This is a genomic window from Mycobacterium sp. MMS18-G62 (assembly GCF_053877835.1).
Genome location: NZ_CM132662.1, coordinates 2902988 through 2918262, shown reverse-complemented (window position 1 = coordinate 2918262; position 15275 = coordinate 2902988). Strand labels below are relative to the sequence as shown.

Below are 15275 nucleotides of genomic sequence, written 5' to 3'. Positions count from 1 at the left end.
CTCCTACCGGTGGTGCTTCTTGCCGGTGCGCCGGCGTCGGACGATGAGCTTGTCGCTTGGCTTGTGGGACTTGCGGGTACGGCCCTCGGGCTTACCCCACGGGCTGACCGGGTGACGGCCGCCGGAGGTCTTGCCCTCGCCACCGCCGTGCGGGTGGTCGACCGGGTTCATCACGACACCACGGACGGTCGGGCGCTTGCCCTTCCACCGCATACGGCCGGCCTTACCCCAGTTGATGTTGGCCTGCTCGGCGTTGCCGACCTCGCCGACGGTGGCGCGGCAGCGCACGTCGACGCGGCGGATCTCACCCGACGGCATACGCAGCGAGGCGTAGGTCCCTTCCTTGCCCAGCAGCTGAATGCTGGAGCCGGCCGAGCGCGCGAGCTTGGCGCCGCCACCGGGCCGCAGCTCCACGGCGTGGATCACGGTGCCGGCCGGGATGTTGCGCAGCGGCAGGTTGTTGCCAGGCTTGATGTCGGCGTTCGCGCCGGATTCCACCACGTCGCCCTGCGACAGCCCTTGCGGCGCAATGATGTAGCGCTTCTCGCCGTCGAGGTAGTGCAGCAGTGCGATGTTCGCGGTGCGGTTCGGGTCGTATTCGATGTGCGCGACCTTGGCGTTGACGCCGTCCTTGTCGTTGCGACGGAAGTCGATCACGCGGTAGGCACGCTTGTGGCCGCCGCCCTTGTGGCGGGTGGTGATTCGGCCGTGCGCGTTTCGTCCGCCCTTGCCGTGCAGCGGACGAACCAGCGACTTCTCCGGATGGTCGCGAGTGATCTCGGCGAAATCGGAGACGCTGGCACCGCGACGACCGGGGGTCGTCGGCTTGTACTTGCGAATTCCCATGTCTCTCTAGGTCTCTCTGCTAGCCGGCTACGCCGGAGCTCCGAACAAATCGATGGGCTTGCTGCCCGCGGCCAGCGTGACGATGGCGCGCTTGGTGTCTTTGCGCTTGCCGTACCCGGCGCGGGTGCGCTTGCGCTTGCCCTGCCGGTTCAGGGTGTTCACCGAATCGACCTTGACCTTGAAGATCTTCTCGATCGCGATCTTGATCTGCGTCTTGTTCGAATCGGGGTGCACGACGAACGTGTACACGTTGTCCTCGATCAGCCCGTAGGACTTCTCCGAGATGACCGGGGCGAGGATGATGTCGCGGGGGTCGGTGACGGTCGCCATCAGGCCGAAACCTCCTCAGTCGTGTTGCTGTTCGCCTCGATGTAGGCGTTCAGCGCCTCGACGCTGAATACCACGTCGTCGGCCTTCAGCACGTCGTAGGTGTTGAGCTGGTCGGGCGTAAGCACATGCACGCCAGGCAGATTGCGTACCGACAGCGCGCCGGCCTCGTCGCTGCGACCGATCACCACCAGCACCTGCCTGCGCTCGGTCAGCGAGGCCAGGAACGCCTTGGCGCTCTTGGTCGAAGGGGTCTGCCCCTCCACGAGTTCGGTCACGGCGTGGATGCGATCGTTGCGCGCCCGGTCCGACAACGCGCCGCGCAACGCGGCGGCGATCATCTTCTTGGGTGTGCGCTGGCTGTAGTCGCGCGGCTTCGGGCCGTGCACGGTGCCACCGCCGGTGAACTGCGGCGCCCGCGTCGAACCCTGGCGCGCGCGGCCGGTGCCCTTCTGGCGGTACGGCTTCTTGCCGCCGCCGCGGACCTCGCCACGCGTCTTGGTCGAGTGCGTGCCCTGGCGGCCTGCGGCCTGCTGGGCCGTCACCACCTGGTGCATCAGGGCGATGTTGGGCTCGACGTCGAACAACTCGGCGGGCAGCTCGACAGAGCCGTCCTTCTTTCCAGCCGGCGTGTGGACGTCGATCTTGAGTGTCTTGGCAGCCATTACTTCTCGCCTCGCTTGATTGCGCTGCGGACCATCACCAGTCCACCGTTGCGTCCGGGGATGGCGCCCTTGATCAGCAGCACGCCGTTCTCGGCATCGACCTTGTGCACCAACAGGTTCTGCGTCGTCACGCGGTCGTTACCCATGCGGCCCGACATCCGTGTGCCCTTGAATACCCGGCCCGGGGTGGCGCAACCACCGATGGAACCGGGACGACGGTGCACGGCCTGCGCGCCGTGGCTTGCGCCCTGGCCGCGGAAGCCGTGGCGCTTCATCGTGCCCGCGAAGCCCTTGCCCTTGCTGGTGCCGGTCACGTCGACGTAAGCACCGTCGGCGAAGATCTCGGCGGTCAGCTCCTGGCCGACCTCGTAGTCCGAGGCCGCCGCCTCGTCGTCGAGCCGGAACTCGGCGAGGTGGCGACGTGGGTTCACATTCGCCGCGGCGTACTGCCCCGACAGCGGCTTGTTCACCTTGCGGGGACTGATCTCGCCGTACGCAAGCTGCACGGCCGAGTAGCCGTCGCGCTCAGGGGTGCGGATGCGGGTCACCACGTTCGGGCCGGCCTTGACGACGGTAACCGGGACGACCCGGTTGTTCTCGTCGAACACCTGCGTCATGCCCAGCTTGGTGCCCAGAATGCCTTTGCGTGCCATTTCTCTTGGGTCTCCTACTGGATGTTGACGTCGACACTGGCCGGCAGATCGATGCGCATCAGGGCGTCAACGGTCTTCGGCGTCGGGTCGAGGATGTCGATCAGCCGCTTGTGCGTACGCATCTCGAAGTGCTCCCGCGAGTCCTTGTACTTATGCGGGGACCGGATGACGCAGTACACGTTCTTCTCAGTCGGCAGCGGCACAGGGCCAACCACGCTGGCGCCGGTACGGGTGACCGTCTCCACGATCTTGCGTGCCGAGGCGTCAATCGCCTCGTGGTCGTAGGCCTTGAGCCTGATGCGGATCTTCTGTCCCGCCACGCTTCTCCTACCTCACTACTACTGGGCCCGGTATCCGGGCCGCTTCCGTCCGGCGCACTCGCTCGCGCTGGTATGCCGCCGCTGTTTATCTGTCTGTGGTCCACCGGTCCCCGCGGTCGGGCGTGTCGCCCTTACGCACACTCAGCCGCGGCGAAAACGTCGCGATCGAGTGGGGACCGGATGCGCCCGTTCAGGCGCTGGTCGTATGCCCCGGCCAGGCGCGAACCCGGCTCAAGGCAACCCGAACAGTATGCCCTAGATGTGGGCGTCATCCAAATTCCTGGCCAAGGGAAATCCATACCGTTCTTACTCCAGAGTAAGGTAGGCGCGCATGGCAGCTTCGACCACCACATATCGGATGTGGAAACGCCTCGATTCAGTGCCCGGCGGCACCAGGCTGTTCTCGGCCGCGGCGATGGCGCGAGTGCCGTATTTCGCGTCGATCGTTCCCCACGTTGTGCACATGGAGCCAGGCTTCGCCGAGGTCGAGGTGCCGAAGTGGTTCTTCGTCTACAACCACTTGCACACAGTCCACGCGATCGCCTCCTGCAACGCCGCCGAGATCGCGATGGGAATGCTGATGGAGGCGACCGTGCCGACGACGCACCGCTGGATCCCCAAGGCGATGAATGTCCAGTACCTCGAGAAGGCGACGACCTCGCTACGGGCCAAGGCCCGGCTCGACCCGGTCCCTGATTTCGGGTCGATCATCGAGGGCGTCGATGTGGTGATCCCCGTCAGCGTGATCGACAAGTCCGGCGTCGAAGTCGTGCACGCCGACATCACGTGTTGGGTGACGCCGGCTTAGCTCTTGCGTCGCGAGATTGCAGTTAGTGCGAGGCTCACTCGATATTTCTCGCGATAACTGCAGTCTCGCGGACCTACTCCAGATACGTGCCGTGGCCTTCACACACGAGGCCGTCGCCGTCGAACGTGAGCACCTCGTTGACCAACTGGCCGCGATGGTTGCGGTAGTTGATCACCAACGTCGACTCGCCGCGGTAGACCCCGACGATCTCGAAATGCAGTTCAGACTGCTGGGCCAGCGCGGTCGTCCAGTAATCCCGCAGCGCGGCCTTGCCGCGCACGACTCCCCCGCTCTCCGGCACCACCCGCGCGGCCACAGGTGAGGTGAACACGACGTCGTCGCTGAAGTGGTCGAGCACCGCCTCGACATCGTGGGCATTCCACGCGCGCACCCATTCGTCGGCGAACGGCGCAGGATCGGGAGTCGGCACGGTCGCTAGCCTCTCAGCCCGGCCCAGAACGGGCATTGATGCGCTTGCTCGAAGTCGGTGATGACGTGGCTGCCATCGGGTTGCAGCGACATGACCTTGCCCGCCGCCGCGTCGTCGCCGAGCTGCGGCCACTCCGGTTGACCGTTGGCCCGCGGGGCGCCGCTGGCGACGAAGTGGCTCCAGTCGTCGATCATCTGCTCCGACAGCTTCCGCTGCGCTGGATCCAGCGGCCGCGCGCCTCCGACGTCGAACAGATAGCGCAGCTCGAGCGAATGGCTTGCGCCGACGGGGAAGGCCACGGTACGCAGCGGATCAGGGGCCGGCGCGCCTCTGTCGTTGAACTCATAGGCGTATACCGGCTCGTCGCGCGCGAACGCGTCGGCCATCCGGTCGGCTACACAGGCGAATACACCGTCGGTGACGGCCGCCGAATAGGCAAGCGGCACACTGTCGTAGCGCGTCAACGGATAGTGCGTCTCCACCGCGGCGGCGTTGGGACCGAAGGTATCGGCCAACAACTGCGGGTACTGGGCGGGCGTGTACTCGCGTCCCCGGAGATATTGCATCGCCACGAACAACGTGAACTCGTCGCCGTTCGTGCCCATCATCACAGGCACCCGCGCCGCATGGCCGTCGGCGATCGCGGTGATCGGGTCGACCGGCAACGCCTTGGTCCCAGTTACCGGACCGGACAGCGAATCCTCGCCGACGCGGTAGTACCAAACCGGCGTGCGCAACTTGTCCGCAGGCAACCCACGCAGACACTGCGCCGCGGATTGCGGGTCGCCACAACCCAATTCGGCCGCGTAGTCCAGACTGTTCTTTTCGGCGACGGGCAGTGCGACCTGCGCCTGACAGGGCCCACTCTGGATGATCGCCGCCCTGAACAGCGCCGCGGAGTCGGGCGCGACGAGGTGGTCACACACCGACATGCCGCCCGCGGACTCTCCTGCGACCGTCACCTTGTCCGGATCGCCGCCGAAGTTTGCGATGTTGTCGCGCACCCAGCGCAGCGCGGCCTGCTGGTCGGCCAGACCGTAGTTTCCGACGTCGCCGGGGGCGCCGAGCGCCGGGTGCGCCAGATACCCCAATGCACCCAGCCGGTAGTTGAGGGTGACGACGACGATGTCTCCCCGATTCGCCAACCAGCGCGCGTCATAGATACCGCTGCTGCCGTTGATGAAGGCGCCGCCGTGGATCCACACCATCACCGGCCGCTTGTCGCCACCGGCCGGCGGGGTCCACACGTTCAGCGTCAGGCAGTCTTCGTCGGTCTGGCGGCCGAGCTCCAGATCACCGCTGGGGTCCTGCATGCAGCGTGGCCCGAAGCGGGTGGCGTCGCGAACTCCCTGCCATGACGCAGCGGGAGCGGGCGGCTGCCAGCGCAACGGCCCGACCGGTGGTGCGGCATACGGGACCCCCGCGAACAAACGGTGATCCGGCGCGACGACGCCGCGCAATGCACCCGTTGCGGTCTGCACCACCGCCGGATCGGTCGGCTGCGGAAGGGCTTCGTGGGCAGGCGCGCCGTCGCCGCGGCCACAACCGACGACCACCACCACAGTCAGGATGAACGCCGACACGCCACGGCCGAGACGTCGAACCGATGCGGACAGCACGAGTTCCGAGCCTAATGGCACCGGATTCAACCCTCTCTTCCCTCGAGTGGTCCCCGTCACATACACTGCCAACTTGACACCCGTCAAGTTCCGCCGCCGCCCGCAGTGAGGAGCCCGCATGAGCACGCCGACGATGGATGACGCCGCGAAGGTCCTGGCCGATCCGACGGCCTACGCCGACGACGCCCGGCTGCATGCGGCGCTGAGCCATCTGCGGGCGCACAACCCGGTGGCGTGGGTGGACAACCCGCCGTACCGACCGTTCTGGGCGATCACCAAGCACGCCGACATCATGGCCGTCGAGCGCGACAACGACTTGTGGATCAACGCGCCGCGACCGCTGCTGGCGACCGCGGAAGCCGACGACATGGCTCAGGAGATGCTCGCGGCGGGTGGGGGCTTGCGCACTCTGATCCATATGGACGATCCGCAGCATCGGGCCGTGCGGGCCATTGGTGCGGACTGGTTCAGGCCAAAGGCCATGCGCGATTTGAAGATTCGAGTCGACGAACTTGCCAAGATGTACGTCGACAAGATGCGCGACTCTGGCGGCGAATGCGACTTCGTCCAGGAAGTCGCGGTGAATTACCCGCTGTACGTGATCCTTTCGCTGCTCGGGCTGCCCGAATCGGACTTTCCCCGGATGCTCAAGCTCACCCAGGAGTTGTTCGGTGGTGACGAAGAGGAGTACAAGCGCGGCACGACGTTGGAAGATCAGAATGCGGTGCTGCTCGACTTCTTCACCTATTTCACCTCGCTGACCGCGTCACGCCGGGAACACCCGACCGAAGACCTGGCTTCGGCGATCGCCAACGCTCGAATCGACGGAGAACCGCTGTCCGATCTCGAAACGATGTCGTACTACGTCATCGTCGCCACAGCCGGCCATGACACGACCAGCGCCACGATCGCCGGAGGGTTGCGCGCGCTCATCGAGAATCAGGACGAGTTGCAGCGGCTTCGCGAGAACCCGGAGTTGATGGGGACCGCGACCGAGGAGATGATCCGCTGGGTGACCCCGGTCAAGGAGTTCATGCGCACAGCGACTGCGAATACCGAGGTGCGAGGGGTTCCGATCGCTGAGGGCGAATCCGTATACCTGGCTTATGTTTCCGGTAACCGGGACGAAGATGTCTTCGACGACCCGTTCCGGTTCGACGTGAGCCGTGAGCCCAATAAGCATGTCGCGTTCGGGTACGGCGTGCACTTCTGCCTGGGCGCAGCGCTTGCCAGAATGGAGATCAGCAGCTTCTTCTCCGAACTCATTCCCCGGCTCGAATCCATCGAACTGGCCGGGACGCCCGAACTTGCGGCGACCACGTTCGTCGGCGGACTCAAACACCTGCCAATTCGCTACTCGTTCAAGTGATTTCCGGACTCTTTGCGAAGCATTTGAGGAACCCGTCGACCGCGGCGATCGCCACTGCCCGGTAGTCGAACTCCGTCAGCGTACTGATCCTGCCGAAGGCCAGCGGGCCGATCAGCAATGCGAAAGCCATTGCCCGGTCTACTGGTTTGAGTTCGGCGGCAGCCTGCGGACTGTTGAAGATGACGTCGAACGGCGCGGAGTATTGCTCGGCGATGCGTTCGCGCAGCGATCGCACCTCGGGGCTGCCCGTCTCGACCTGACGCGCAGCCGGCACATGGGTGATGTCCGGCCCAAGCGACAGCCACGCCATGGCGGTCAGGGTCGTGGGCGCTTCTGCGATCGACTCAGCCCACGCCACCACGATGGCGGTGAGCCTCTCCCGTAACGAACCGTCTTCCGGCGGCATGGGCGCCGGCGGAATCAGACTCATGAACGCCGCCGCCACGAGGTCGTTGGCGCTCGAGAAATGGCGATACAGGGTGGCCCGCGCTACGTTGGCGCTACGGGTGACCGCATCAATGGTGACCGCGCTGGGGCCGCCCGTTCTCAGCAGCGCTGTCGCGGCGTCGAGTAGACGAGCCCGCGAACGGGCGGGCCGCGGGTCACTACTCAAGGCGGTCATCGTTTACATCACCTCCAGCGCGGGAACAAGACTGTTGGTCTTGGACCAAGACTGTTAGTCTCAAAAATACTCCACCAAAGGAGAGCGACGACCATGGTCGACACCCTCGCTCGGTCTGCCCAGGATATCGACGCCAGCGTCAAGAACGTGTCGCCACGCGCGCGGATCTGGTTGTTGACTGTCGCCGCCCTCGACGTGCTGTTGGTCATCTCGTCGATGGTCGCGCTCAACGCGGGGCTTCCCGACATCGCGGTCGCGACCTCCGCAAACCAGACGCAATTGACCTGGATCGTCGATGGTTACACCCTTGTGCTTGCATGCCTGTTGCTGCCCGCCGGCGCGATCGGGGACCGGTACGGCCGCCGCGGCGCGTTGCTCGCCGGCCTGGCCATCTTCGCGATCGCCTCGCTTTCGCCGACCGTATTCGACAGTCCGGTTCAGATCATCCTCGCGCGTGCGGTCGCGGGTGTCGGCGCCGCGTTCATCATGCCCGCGACGTTGTCACTGTTGACCGCGTCGTTCCCAAAGTCTGAGCGCAACAAAGCCGTTGGTATCTGGGCGGGTGTGGCAAGTTCCGGAGCGATCGTCGGTTTCATGGGTACCGGGATCCTGTTGAACTTCTTTTCCTGGCAGTCCATCTTCTACGGGTTCGCGGGGGCGGGGCTCGGCCTGTTCATCGCCACGGCGACGATCGGCTCGTCGCGAGACGACACCGCAACACCTTTGGACTGGCTGGGAGCCGTCCTCATCGGCGGCGCCGTCGCAGTGTTCGTCTTCGGCGTCATCGAGGCGCCCGTCCGCGGCTGGACGCACCCGGTCGTCTGGGGCTGCATGTCGGCAGGCATCGTGCTGGCGGCCGTGTTCGCAGTCGTGGAGCTACGGCTCAAGCATCCCCTGCTGGACATCCGGTTGTTCGGCAGACCCGACTTCGCCACCGGATCCGTGGGCATCACGTGCCTGTTCTTCGCCAACTTCGGGTTCTTTTTCGTTGCAATGCAGTACATGCAGCTGATCCTGGGTTACAGCCCGATCCAGACGGCGTTCGCGCTCACCCCGTTGGCCGTGCCGATCATGGCCCTCGGCGCGACTATGCATCTCTACCTGCCGAAAATCGGCCTGCGAACAGCGGTTTCACTCGGATTGCTGCTGATCGCCATCGGCCTTTTCACCATGCGCTTCCTTGATGCCGGGTCTACCTACCTCGACCTGGTCGGACCATTCCTGATCACCAGCGCGGGCATCGGATTGTGTGTTGCGCCAACGACTTCGGCGATCATGAACGCAGTCCCGACCGAGAAGCAGGGTGTCGCGTCAGCGGTCAACGACACCACGCGGGAAGTCGGCGCTGCGGTGGGTATCGCGGTCGCAGGCTCTGTGCTCGCCGCGCAGTACCACAACCTGCTTGCGCCGGCGCTGGCCGCATTTCCCGAACAAGTTCGCGCCGCGGCACTTGACTCCCTCGCCCACGCCCTTGCAGTCGCCGAGCAGATGGGCCCGAACGGCGCGCACCTGGCCGACGTCGCAGAGTCGGCTTTCATCCGGTCGATGGACTTGTCGCTGCTGGTGCTGGCCGCCAGTCTGGCCGTCGCCTCGGCCTTCGTCGCCGTGTGGTCGCCGGGCCGCGACGGCAAGCAGTTCGACATCGTGGCGCGGCTGACAAAGCGGCCGAAAAGCTAGAGCATCGCAGCGTTGCCGTTTCACGGCCGCAACGGTTTAGAAACAGGCGGTCAATAGCGTCGGGCGATGACCGAAACCGCCGACAGTGCAGAGGCCGTCGCCGTTGCGGCGGCTGCCACCGCCAAGCCTTTCACCGCCGTTTACGATCCGCGGTTGGCCAATGACGACCTGATTCCCCTGGAGAAGCAGACCTGGTCGTCGTACAACATCTTCGCCTTCTGGATGTCCGACGTGCACAGCGTCGGCGGCTATGTCACTGCAGGAAGCCTTTTCGCGCTCGGCCTGTCGAGCTGGCAGGTACTGATCGCGCTGCTGATCGGCATCGTGATCGTCAACATCTTGTGCAATCTGGTGGCCAAGCCCAGCCAGGCCGCAGGCGTGCCGTATCCGGTGATGTGCCGCAGCGCATTCGGCGTATTGGGCGCCAACTTGCCTGCCATCATCCGTGGCCTTATCGCCGTGGCCTGGTACGGCATCCAGACCTATCTGGCTTCCGCGGCCCTTGACGTGGTGCTACTCAAGCTGTTCCCGGCCCTGGCACCGTACGCGGATGTGGATCAATACGGTTTCCTCGGTCTGCCGCTGCTGGGCTGGGGTACCTATGCGCTGCTGTGGATATTGCAGGCGTGCGTGTTTTGGACCGGAATGGAGACGATCCGTAAGTTCATCGACTTCTGCGGCCCAGCCGTGTACGTCGTGATGTTCGTCCTTTGCGGGTATCTGCTCTACCGGTCCGGCTGGCATGTCGGCTTCAACCTCGGCGGCGAGAAGACGGGCAACACCGTCGTGGTCATGCTCGGCGCGATCGCCCTTGTGGTGTCGTACTTCTCGGGCCCGATGCTCAATTTCGGCGACTTCTCGCGCTACGGCAAGACTTTCGCCGCAGTCAAGCGAGGAAACTTCCTCGGCCTGCCGGTCAACTTTCTGATGTTCTCATTGCTGGTGGTCGTCACCGCCGCCGCGACCGTCCCCGTATTCGGAGAACTCATCACAGACCCGGTCGAAACGGTCGCGCGCATCGACAACACGCTTGCGATCGTGCTGGGTGCCCTGACCTTCACCATTGCGACCATCGGAATCAACATCGTCGCCAATTTCATCTCGCCGGCGTTCGACTTCTCGAACGTCAATCCGCAGCGGATCAGCTGGCGCGCCGGCGGCATGATCGCCGCCATCGGGTCGGTACTCATCACGCCGTGGAACCTGTACAACAATCCGGAGGTCATCCACTACACCCTGGAGACTCTCGGCGCATTCATCGGCCCGCTGTTCGGAGTGCTGATCGCTGACTACTACCTGGTGAAGAAGCAACGCATCGTCGTCGACGACCTCTTCACCATGTCCAAGGCCGGAACGTATTGGTACATGGGCGGTTACAACCTGACGGCGATTGTGGTGACGGTGATCAGCGCGATCGTCGCAATGTTCCCCGTGCTGTTCGGCGATCTGCCGGGAATGACCACCGCTGCCCAGTACAGCTGGTTTATCGGATGCGGGCTTGCGTTCGTCCTGTACATGGCGGCGATGCGCACCAGCCCGGCGCCGGCCGCCGACATCGCGGAGCATCAACCGGTTAGCACCTGACGCACGCGTGCGGCTGCTCCTGGTCAACCCGAATACGACGGCCTCGATGACAGAGGCCATCGCCGCCAGCGCGGCTGCAGTGGCGCACCCCGGCACGATCGTGGAGGCGGTGAACCCCAAACACGGGCCACCGAGCATCGAAAACGACGACGACGAACGCCGTTGCCTGCCAGGGCTACTAACCGAACTCGAAACCGCAGCCGGTCGGCCCTCGGCGGCGCGACCGGATGCTTACGTCATCGCATGCTTCGGCGATCCCGGACTGGAGCAGGCTCGCGACTCGCTCAATGCGCCGGTGGTCGGGATCGCCCAGGCGGCCATGCATGCCGCCGCTCTGGCCGCGGGAAGCTTCTCCATCGTCACCTCGATGTCGACGACCGTGCCACGGGCGTGGCAGCTCGCCAAGGCGTACACGCCGGCGCAATGCCTCGGCGTCTACGCCTGCGATATCCCCGTGCTACGGATCGCCGCCGACCCGAACACCGTTGACCCGATCCGCGAGCTCTGTGAGCACGCCCTCGAGGTCGACGGCAGCCGCTCAATCGTGTTGGGATGCGCGGCAATGGCGCGGTTCGCCGCGCCACTTCGCCGACAGTTGGGCGTGCCGGTGATCGACGGTGTAGTCGCGGCGACGGTCCTCGCGCAGGCCCTCGTCGCGCTCACTGAGCAATGAACTGTGCGGCCCGGTGCCCGATCATCACGATCGTCGCGTGTGGTCCGCGGCTCGTGATCATCGGCAGTACCGATCCGTCGACAACCCAGAGTCCGTCGATGCCACGGACCCGGCATTGTGCGTCCACCACGGCAGCGGGATCGTCGTCACCACCCATCGGGGCCGTGCCGGCCAAATGCTGCGACGTTGACCACGACGTTTCCCCGACTTCCGCTGTCACCCCGGCTAATTCGCGAGCCAACTCGGCTCCCTCCCGCAGCTTCGCAACGTCGCCGGCCTCGCGATCGTAGCGATGTTCGATGACGGGCGACGTCTCGGCGTCGGCAGATGCGAGTATCAGGCGGCCGCGGGATCTGGGCTGCATCAACGCCACACCGACGTGCGGGCGGTCTGCAGGGTCGTCGCGACGCCCGCTGATCATCGCACCGAATCCGGCAGTGTAGGGCCGGATTTCGAGTCCGTCGGCGGTGGCGAGCACTGCCTCCAACGGCGGTAATCCGTGCGTGGCCGACCAATTCACCGGCAGCACCCACTCCGGGTGGTCGATGAACGCAGCACCGACCGGCAGTTCGACGGTCACGGGAATGCCCGCGGCGGTCAGTACGTCACGAGGACCGACGCCGGAAAGCATCAGCAAGTGCGCGGACCCAATGGCCCCGGCGCACAGGACAATCCGATCTGTTAACAACTCGACGTCGCCGTCGGGTCCGGTGCATTCCACGCCGAGAGCCCGGCCCGAGACGATCCGGATGCCGTGCACACGGGTGTTGGTCAGCAAGGTCAGATTGTCACGTTTCATCGCCGGCTGCAGGTACGCTCCACCCGGACCAACCCTGGTCCCTCCGTTGATGTTGAGCGGCACCGCTCCCACTCCAGGTGGCAACGGCTCGTCTGGTGTGGCGCCGTTGAGATCGTTGACCCATTCGTAGCCGGCATCCGTCACTGCGTGGACGAAAGCCGCTGTGCAGCCGTCGAATTCAGCAACTCGACGCACGAGGATTGGCCCGCCCGCGCCGTGGAGGGGGTTGTCGAAGTCCAGGTCCGTTTCGATCGCGCGGAAGTGCGGAAGGACATCATTCCACGTCCAGCCCGCCACTCCCCAGCTGTCGAAATCCGACGGGAGTCCGCGACAGAAGTACCCGCCGTTGACTGCGCCCGATCCCCCCACCACTGCGCCTCGCATGATCTGCGCGCGGCGCAGTGGGGCGTCGGTGAGAGTGGTGGGGTACCGGCGCACCACCGAGCTCGCATCACCGATCGGCAGCCGCAGCGCGTTGCTGATCTGCGTACGCACCTGCGGGTCATCGGGGCCAGGACCTGCCTCGACGATGGTCACCTGGCAACGGGAGTCGCTGGAAAGCCGTTCGGCCAGAACGGATCCAGCGCTGCCCGCCCCGACGATCAGCACGTCACTGCTTCTGTGCAAGGTGCCGCTTCAGGTCCGGATCTGGGGTTTCAGCGCACCCACGTGACGCTCACGCACCACACCGGTCCACAGCCCCGCGCCGTATGCGATGTCGTCGAGCCGTTTGAGCAGAATATAGGTGAGCAGGCCAACCCGTTTGGTGTCGTCTTCGGCGTTGCCGTTGCGGGTGATCCAGTCGACCACTCCGTCGATGATGGCCGCCACCAGCACCACATGGCGGCATCGGCGCGATATCAGGGCCGCAACAAAAGCGATCGGCCAGTAGTCGCGACAGATTGCGGACGCGAGCTGTAGCGCCGCCGACCACAAACCGTGCGCGGCCACCACGGCCACATCCTTGGGTTCGGTCTCGACGGCGCTCAACGACTTGGCGATGCGACGGCCGGTGAGCGTGGCCACGATCATCGACGCGAGGTAGCCGATACCCGAGCCCATCGCGAACAGGATCCAGACCACGAGCGTCCAGCCCGAGACGACCAGCGGGGCGGTCTTACCGGGGTGGCGGATCGACAGAGGCGCGGCCGATTCTCCGTAGAAAGACTTGCGCGCCAACCAATCTCGCAACTGCGTACGGTGGTCGTGGGCGACCAGCGCGATCGGTTCGTAGCGTAGCCGGGCGCCGGCCTCGATGAACCGCCAGCACAGATCCACGTCTTCGCCAGACTTGAGTGTCTCGTCGAATCCGCCGACTTCGGTGAGCACGGCACGGCGGCAGATGATCGCCGCGCTTGGCACGTAGGAGACGGTCCCGTAGGGCACCACCGGTGCCTCACGCAGGCCGAGATCGAGCGAGGATCGCACGGCCTCGTAGCGGGCCACGACGTTGTCGGCATGAGCCAGTCCCACGATGCGCGGCGCGACGAGCGCCACCGCAGGGTCGCAGAAATGACCGAGCAGCGCCTCCAGCCAACCGCGCCGAGGCACCACATCGGAGTCGAGGAATGCCACGAAGTCGCTGTCGCATGCGGCCAGCCCGGTGTTGCGCGCGGCGGCAGGACCCTTGCTGCGCTCGTGCCGCAGCACAGCGACGTCGCTGTGCATCCCCGCGAAGTCGCTTTCCTGCACCGGAGTGTTGGAGCCGTCGTCGACCACGATGACCCGCATGCCGCGCAATGCTGCCACCAGGCGTAGCAGGCCAGAAATGTTGTCGCGCACCGGAATAACGACCGTCACATCGCGGTGTGACGGTCCAGTGGCTGGTCGTGGATGCGCGACGGTGGCGTCGAGCAATGTGCGTGCGAGCTGCGCGCTGACGGCGTCGTGCACTTCGAGCCGTCCGCCGTTGAGCATGGTCTGCGCGGCGGGAGCCAGCCGTAGCAGCCGGGTGGGTGACCCGCCGAGCAATGCAGCGCCCTCACCGAGCACTTTCACTCGGCGATCCACCTGGACGGCAAACCCGTCGGGCAGCCGCGGTCCTGTCATGTCAGCATCCCGTCACGGTCGGGTACCCAGCGGGTGACGCGCCGCAAACACGCGACGACCATCTCGGCAAAGATCCGCTCGCCCTCGTCGGCCGTCGCCGTGGTCGGGTCACCCAGTACGCCGAGTTCGCTGACCGCGGCCACGCCCCCTCGACGCATCTGTGGCATCAACTGGGCCAGCGGCGCGTTGTTGCCGGGTTGACGTTCCTCGGTCCAAACATCCGACGGTGAAATATGTAGCAATACAGATGTTTCGGTGTGACCCGCGTGCGCATCGGCGTTCTCCGCACTGCACGAACACCAGCCGACGTCGCGTCCCTCGTACCGAAGCAAAGCCACCGCGGCGGCCAGCGCCTCGACGTTACCGCCGTGCCCATTGACGAAGACCAAGCGTGATGCCCATTGCGATGCCGACCTGCCGTACTCCACCAGCAACAGCCGCAGTGCAGATGTCCCGATCGAGACGGTACCGGCGAAGCCCTCATGCTCGCCGCTCGCGCCGTAGCCGATCGCGGGCGCCAGCATCCAATTGGATTCATTACGGTCCGTGAGTCGATCAGCAATCGCACGGGCAACCGCGGTGGCGATGCGGGTATCGGTGTCCAGCGGCAGGTGGGGTCCATGTTGTTCGACGGAACCGACCGGAACAATCAACGCGGGCGACGTGCTGTGCAGCTGTCTCGACGTTGAGTTCCCGAGCTCGCTGGGGAAAGCCACCCGCCGATGGTAGGCCGAATTCACCTGGCGTGCGCCAATTGTTGGCGCATGCGCAGCAATTGATTTCCGAGATTTTTTCTCAAGACCCCACCACCGAACCACGCTAGCCCCCTCCGCC

At 65.2% G+C, this 15275-nt stretch carries 16 protein-coding genes; 5 read left to right on the top strand and 11 right to left on the bottom strand.

Going from position 1 to position 15275, the window contains the following annotated elements:
- Positions 1-3: 3 nt before the first annotated feature.
- From rplB to rpsJ, 5 genes are read right to left on the bottom strand one after another with little or no spacing between them, the layout of a single operon-like run.
- Positions 4-846 carry a 50S ribosomal protein L2 gene (gene rplB, locus ACWW36_RS14505; protein WP_456142200.1) on the bottom strand — a complete coding sequence of 281 codons (843 nt, stop codon included), beginning with the start codon at positions 844-846 and terminating at the stop codon, positions 4-6.
- Positions 847-873: 27 nt separating this feature from the next.
- Complete coding sequence (rplW, locus tag ACWW36_RS14500) at positions 874-1176, bottom strand: 50S ribosomal protein L23 (RefSeq protein ID WP_456142199.1); 303 nt, start codon at positions 1174-1176, stop codon at positions 874-876.
- Complete coding sequence (gene rplD, locus ACWW36_RS14495) at positions 1176-1838, bottom strand: 50S ribosomal protein L4 (protein WP_456142198.1); 663 nt, start codon at positions 1836-1838, stop codon at positions 1176-1178. The genes rplW and rplD overlap by 1 nt, the downstream gene beginning before the upstream one ends.
- Complete coding sequence (rplC, locus tag ACWW36_RS14490; RefSeq protein ID WP_456142197.1) at positions 1838-2491, bottom strand: 50S ribosomal protein L3; 654 nt, start codon at positions 2489-2491, stop codon at positions 1838-1840. The genes rplD and rplC overlap by 1 nt, the downstream gene beginning before the upstream one ends.
- Positions 2492-2505: 14 nt before the next feature.
- Complete coding sequence (rpsJ, locus tag ACWW36_RS14485; protein WP_003883485.1) at positions 2506-2811, bottom strand: 30S ribosomal protein S10; 306 nt, start codon at positions 2809-2811, stop codon at positions 2506-2508.
- A gap of 331 nt (positions 2812-3142) precedes the next feature.
- Between rpsJ and ACWW36_RS14480 the strand changes: the two genes are divergently transcribed.
- On the top strand, positions 3143-3619 hold the full coding sequence (locus tag ACWW36_RS14480) for a hotdog fold domain-containing protein (RefSeq protein WP_456142196.1): 477 nt from the start codon (positions 3143-3145) through the stop codon (positions 3617-3619).
- A gap of 73 nt (positions 3620-3692) precedes the next feature.
- Here the strand turns inward: ACWW36_RS14480 and ACWW36_RS14475 are convergent, their stop codons facing one another.
- Together ACWW36_RS14475 and ACWW36_RS14470 are read right to left on the bottom strand one after the other, a co-directional pair.
- Positions 3693-4085 carry a nuclear transport factor 2 family protein gene (locus ACWW36_RS14475; RefSeq protein WP_456142195.1) on the bottom strand — a complete coding sequence of 131 codons (393 nt, stop codon included), beginning with the start codon at positions 4083-4085 and terminating at the stop codon, positions 3693-3695.
- Positions 4055-5788, bottom strand: coding sequence for a carboxylesterase/lipase family protein (locus ACWW36_RS14470; protein ID WP_456142194.1), 1734 nt, complete (start codon positions 5786-5788; stop codon positions 4055-4057). Before ACWW36_RS14470 ends, ACWW36_RS14475 begins: the two co-directional genes overlap by 31 nt.
- Between ACWW36_RS14470 and ACWW36_RS14465 the strand changes: the two genes are divergently transcribed.
- Complete coding sequence (locus ACWW36_RS14465) at positions 5787-7037, top strand: cytochrome P450 (protein ID WP_456142193.1); 1251 nt, start codon at positions 5787-5789, stop codon at positions 7035-7037. The genes ACWW36_RS14470 and ACWW36_RS14465 overlap by 2 nt on opposite strands.
- Here ACWW36_RS14465 and ACWW36_RS14460 read toward each other — a convergent pair.
- Positions 7030-7659 carry a TetR/AcrR family transcriptional regulator gene (locus tag ACWW36_RS14460; protein WP_456142192.1) on the bottom strand — a complete coding sequence of 210 codons (630 nt, stop codon included), beginning with the start codon at positions 7657-7659 and terminating at the stop codon, positions 7030-7032. The genes ACWW36_RS14465 and ACWW36_RS14460 overlap by 8 nt on opposite strands.
- 93 nt (positions 7660-7752) lie before the next feature.
- Here ACWW36_RS14460 and ACWW36_RS14455 point away from each other — a divergent pair, with 93 nt between their 5' ends.
- From ACWW36_RS14455 to ACWW36_RS14445, 3 genes are all read left to right on the top strand, one after another.
- Entirely contained in the window at positions 7753-9336 is a 1584-nt protein-coding gene (locus ACWW36_RS14455; RefSeq protein ID WP_456142191.1) for an MFS transporter, read from the top strand.
- Positions 9337-9402: 66 nt separating this feature from the next.
- Complete coding sequence (locus ACWW36_RS14450; protein ID WP_456142190.1) at positions 9403-10920, top strand: NCS1 family nucleobase:cation symporter-1; 1518 nt, start codon at positions 9403-9405, stop codon at positions 10918-10920.
- Between the two features lie 7 nt (positions 10921-10927).
- The gene (locus ACWW36_RS14445; protein WP_456142189.1) at positions 10928-11593 is read left to right on the top strand and encodes an aspartate/glutamate racemase family protein; all 666 of its coding nucleotides are present in this window, start codon (positions 10928-10930) and stop codon (positions 11591-11593) included.
- On the opposite strand, the gene mftG is transcribed toward ACWW36_RS14445, so the two are convergent.
- Genes mftG through mftE form a run of 3 tightly spaced genes read right to left on the bottom strand, consistent with a single transcriptional unit; the run spans position 11580 to position 15181 of the window.
- Positions 11580-13019, bottom strand: coding sequence for a mycofactocin dehydrogenase MftG (gene mftG / locus ACWW36_RS14440; protein WP_456142188.1), 1440 nt, complete (start codon positions 13017-13019; stop codon positions 11580-11582). The genes ACWW36_RS14445 and mftG overlap by 14 nt on opposite strands.
- A 9-nt stretch (positions 13020-13028) precedes the next feature.
- Entirely contained in the window at positions 13029-14441 is a 1413-nt protein-coding gene (mftF, locus tag ACWW36_RS14435; RefSeq protein ID WP_456142187.1) for a mycofactocin biosynthesis glycosyltransferase MftF, read from the bottom strand.
- The gene (mftE, locus tag ACWW36_RS14430) at positions 14438-15181 is read right to left on the bottom strand and encodes a mycofactocin biosynthesis peptidyl-dipeptidase MftE (protein ID WP_456142186.1); all 744 of its coding nucleotides are present in this window, start codon (positions 15179-15181) and stop codon (positions 14438-14440) included. Before mftE ends, mftF begins: the two co-directional genes overlap by 4 nt.
- Positions 15182-15275 lie beyond the last annotated feature (94 nt).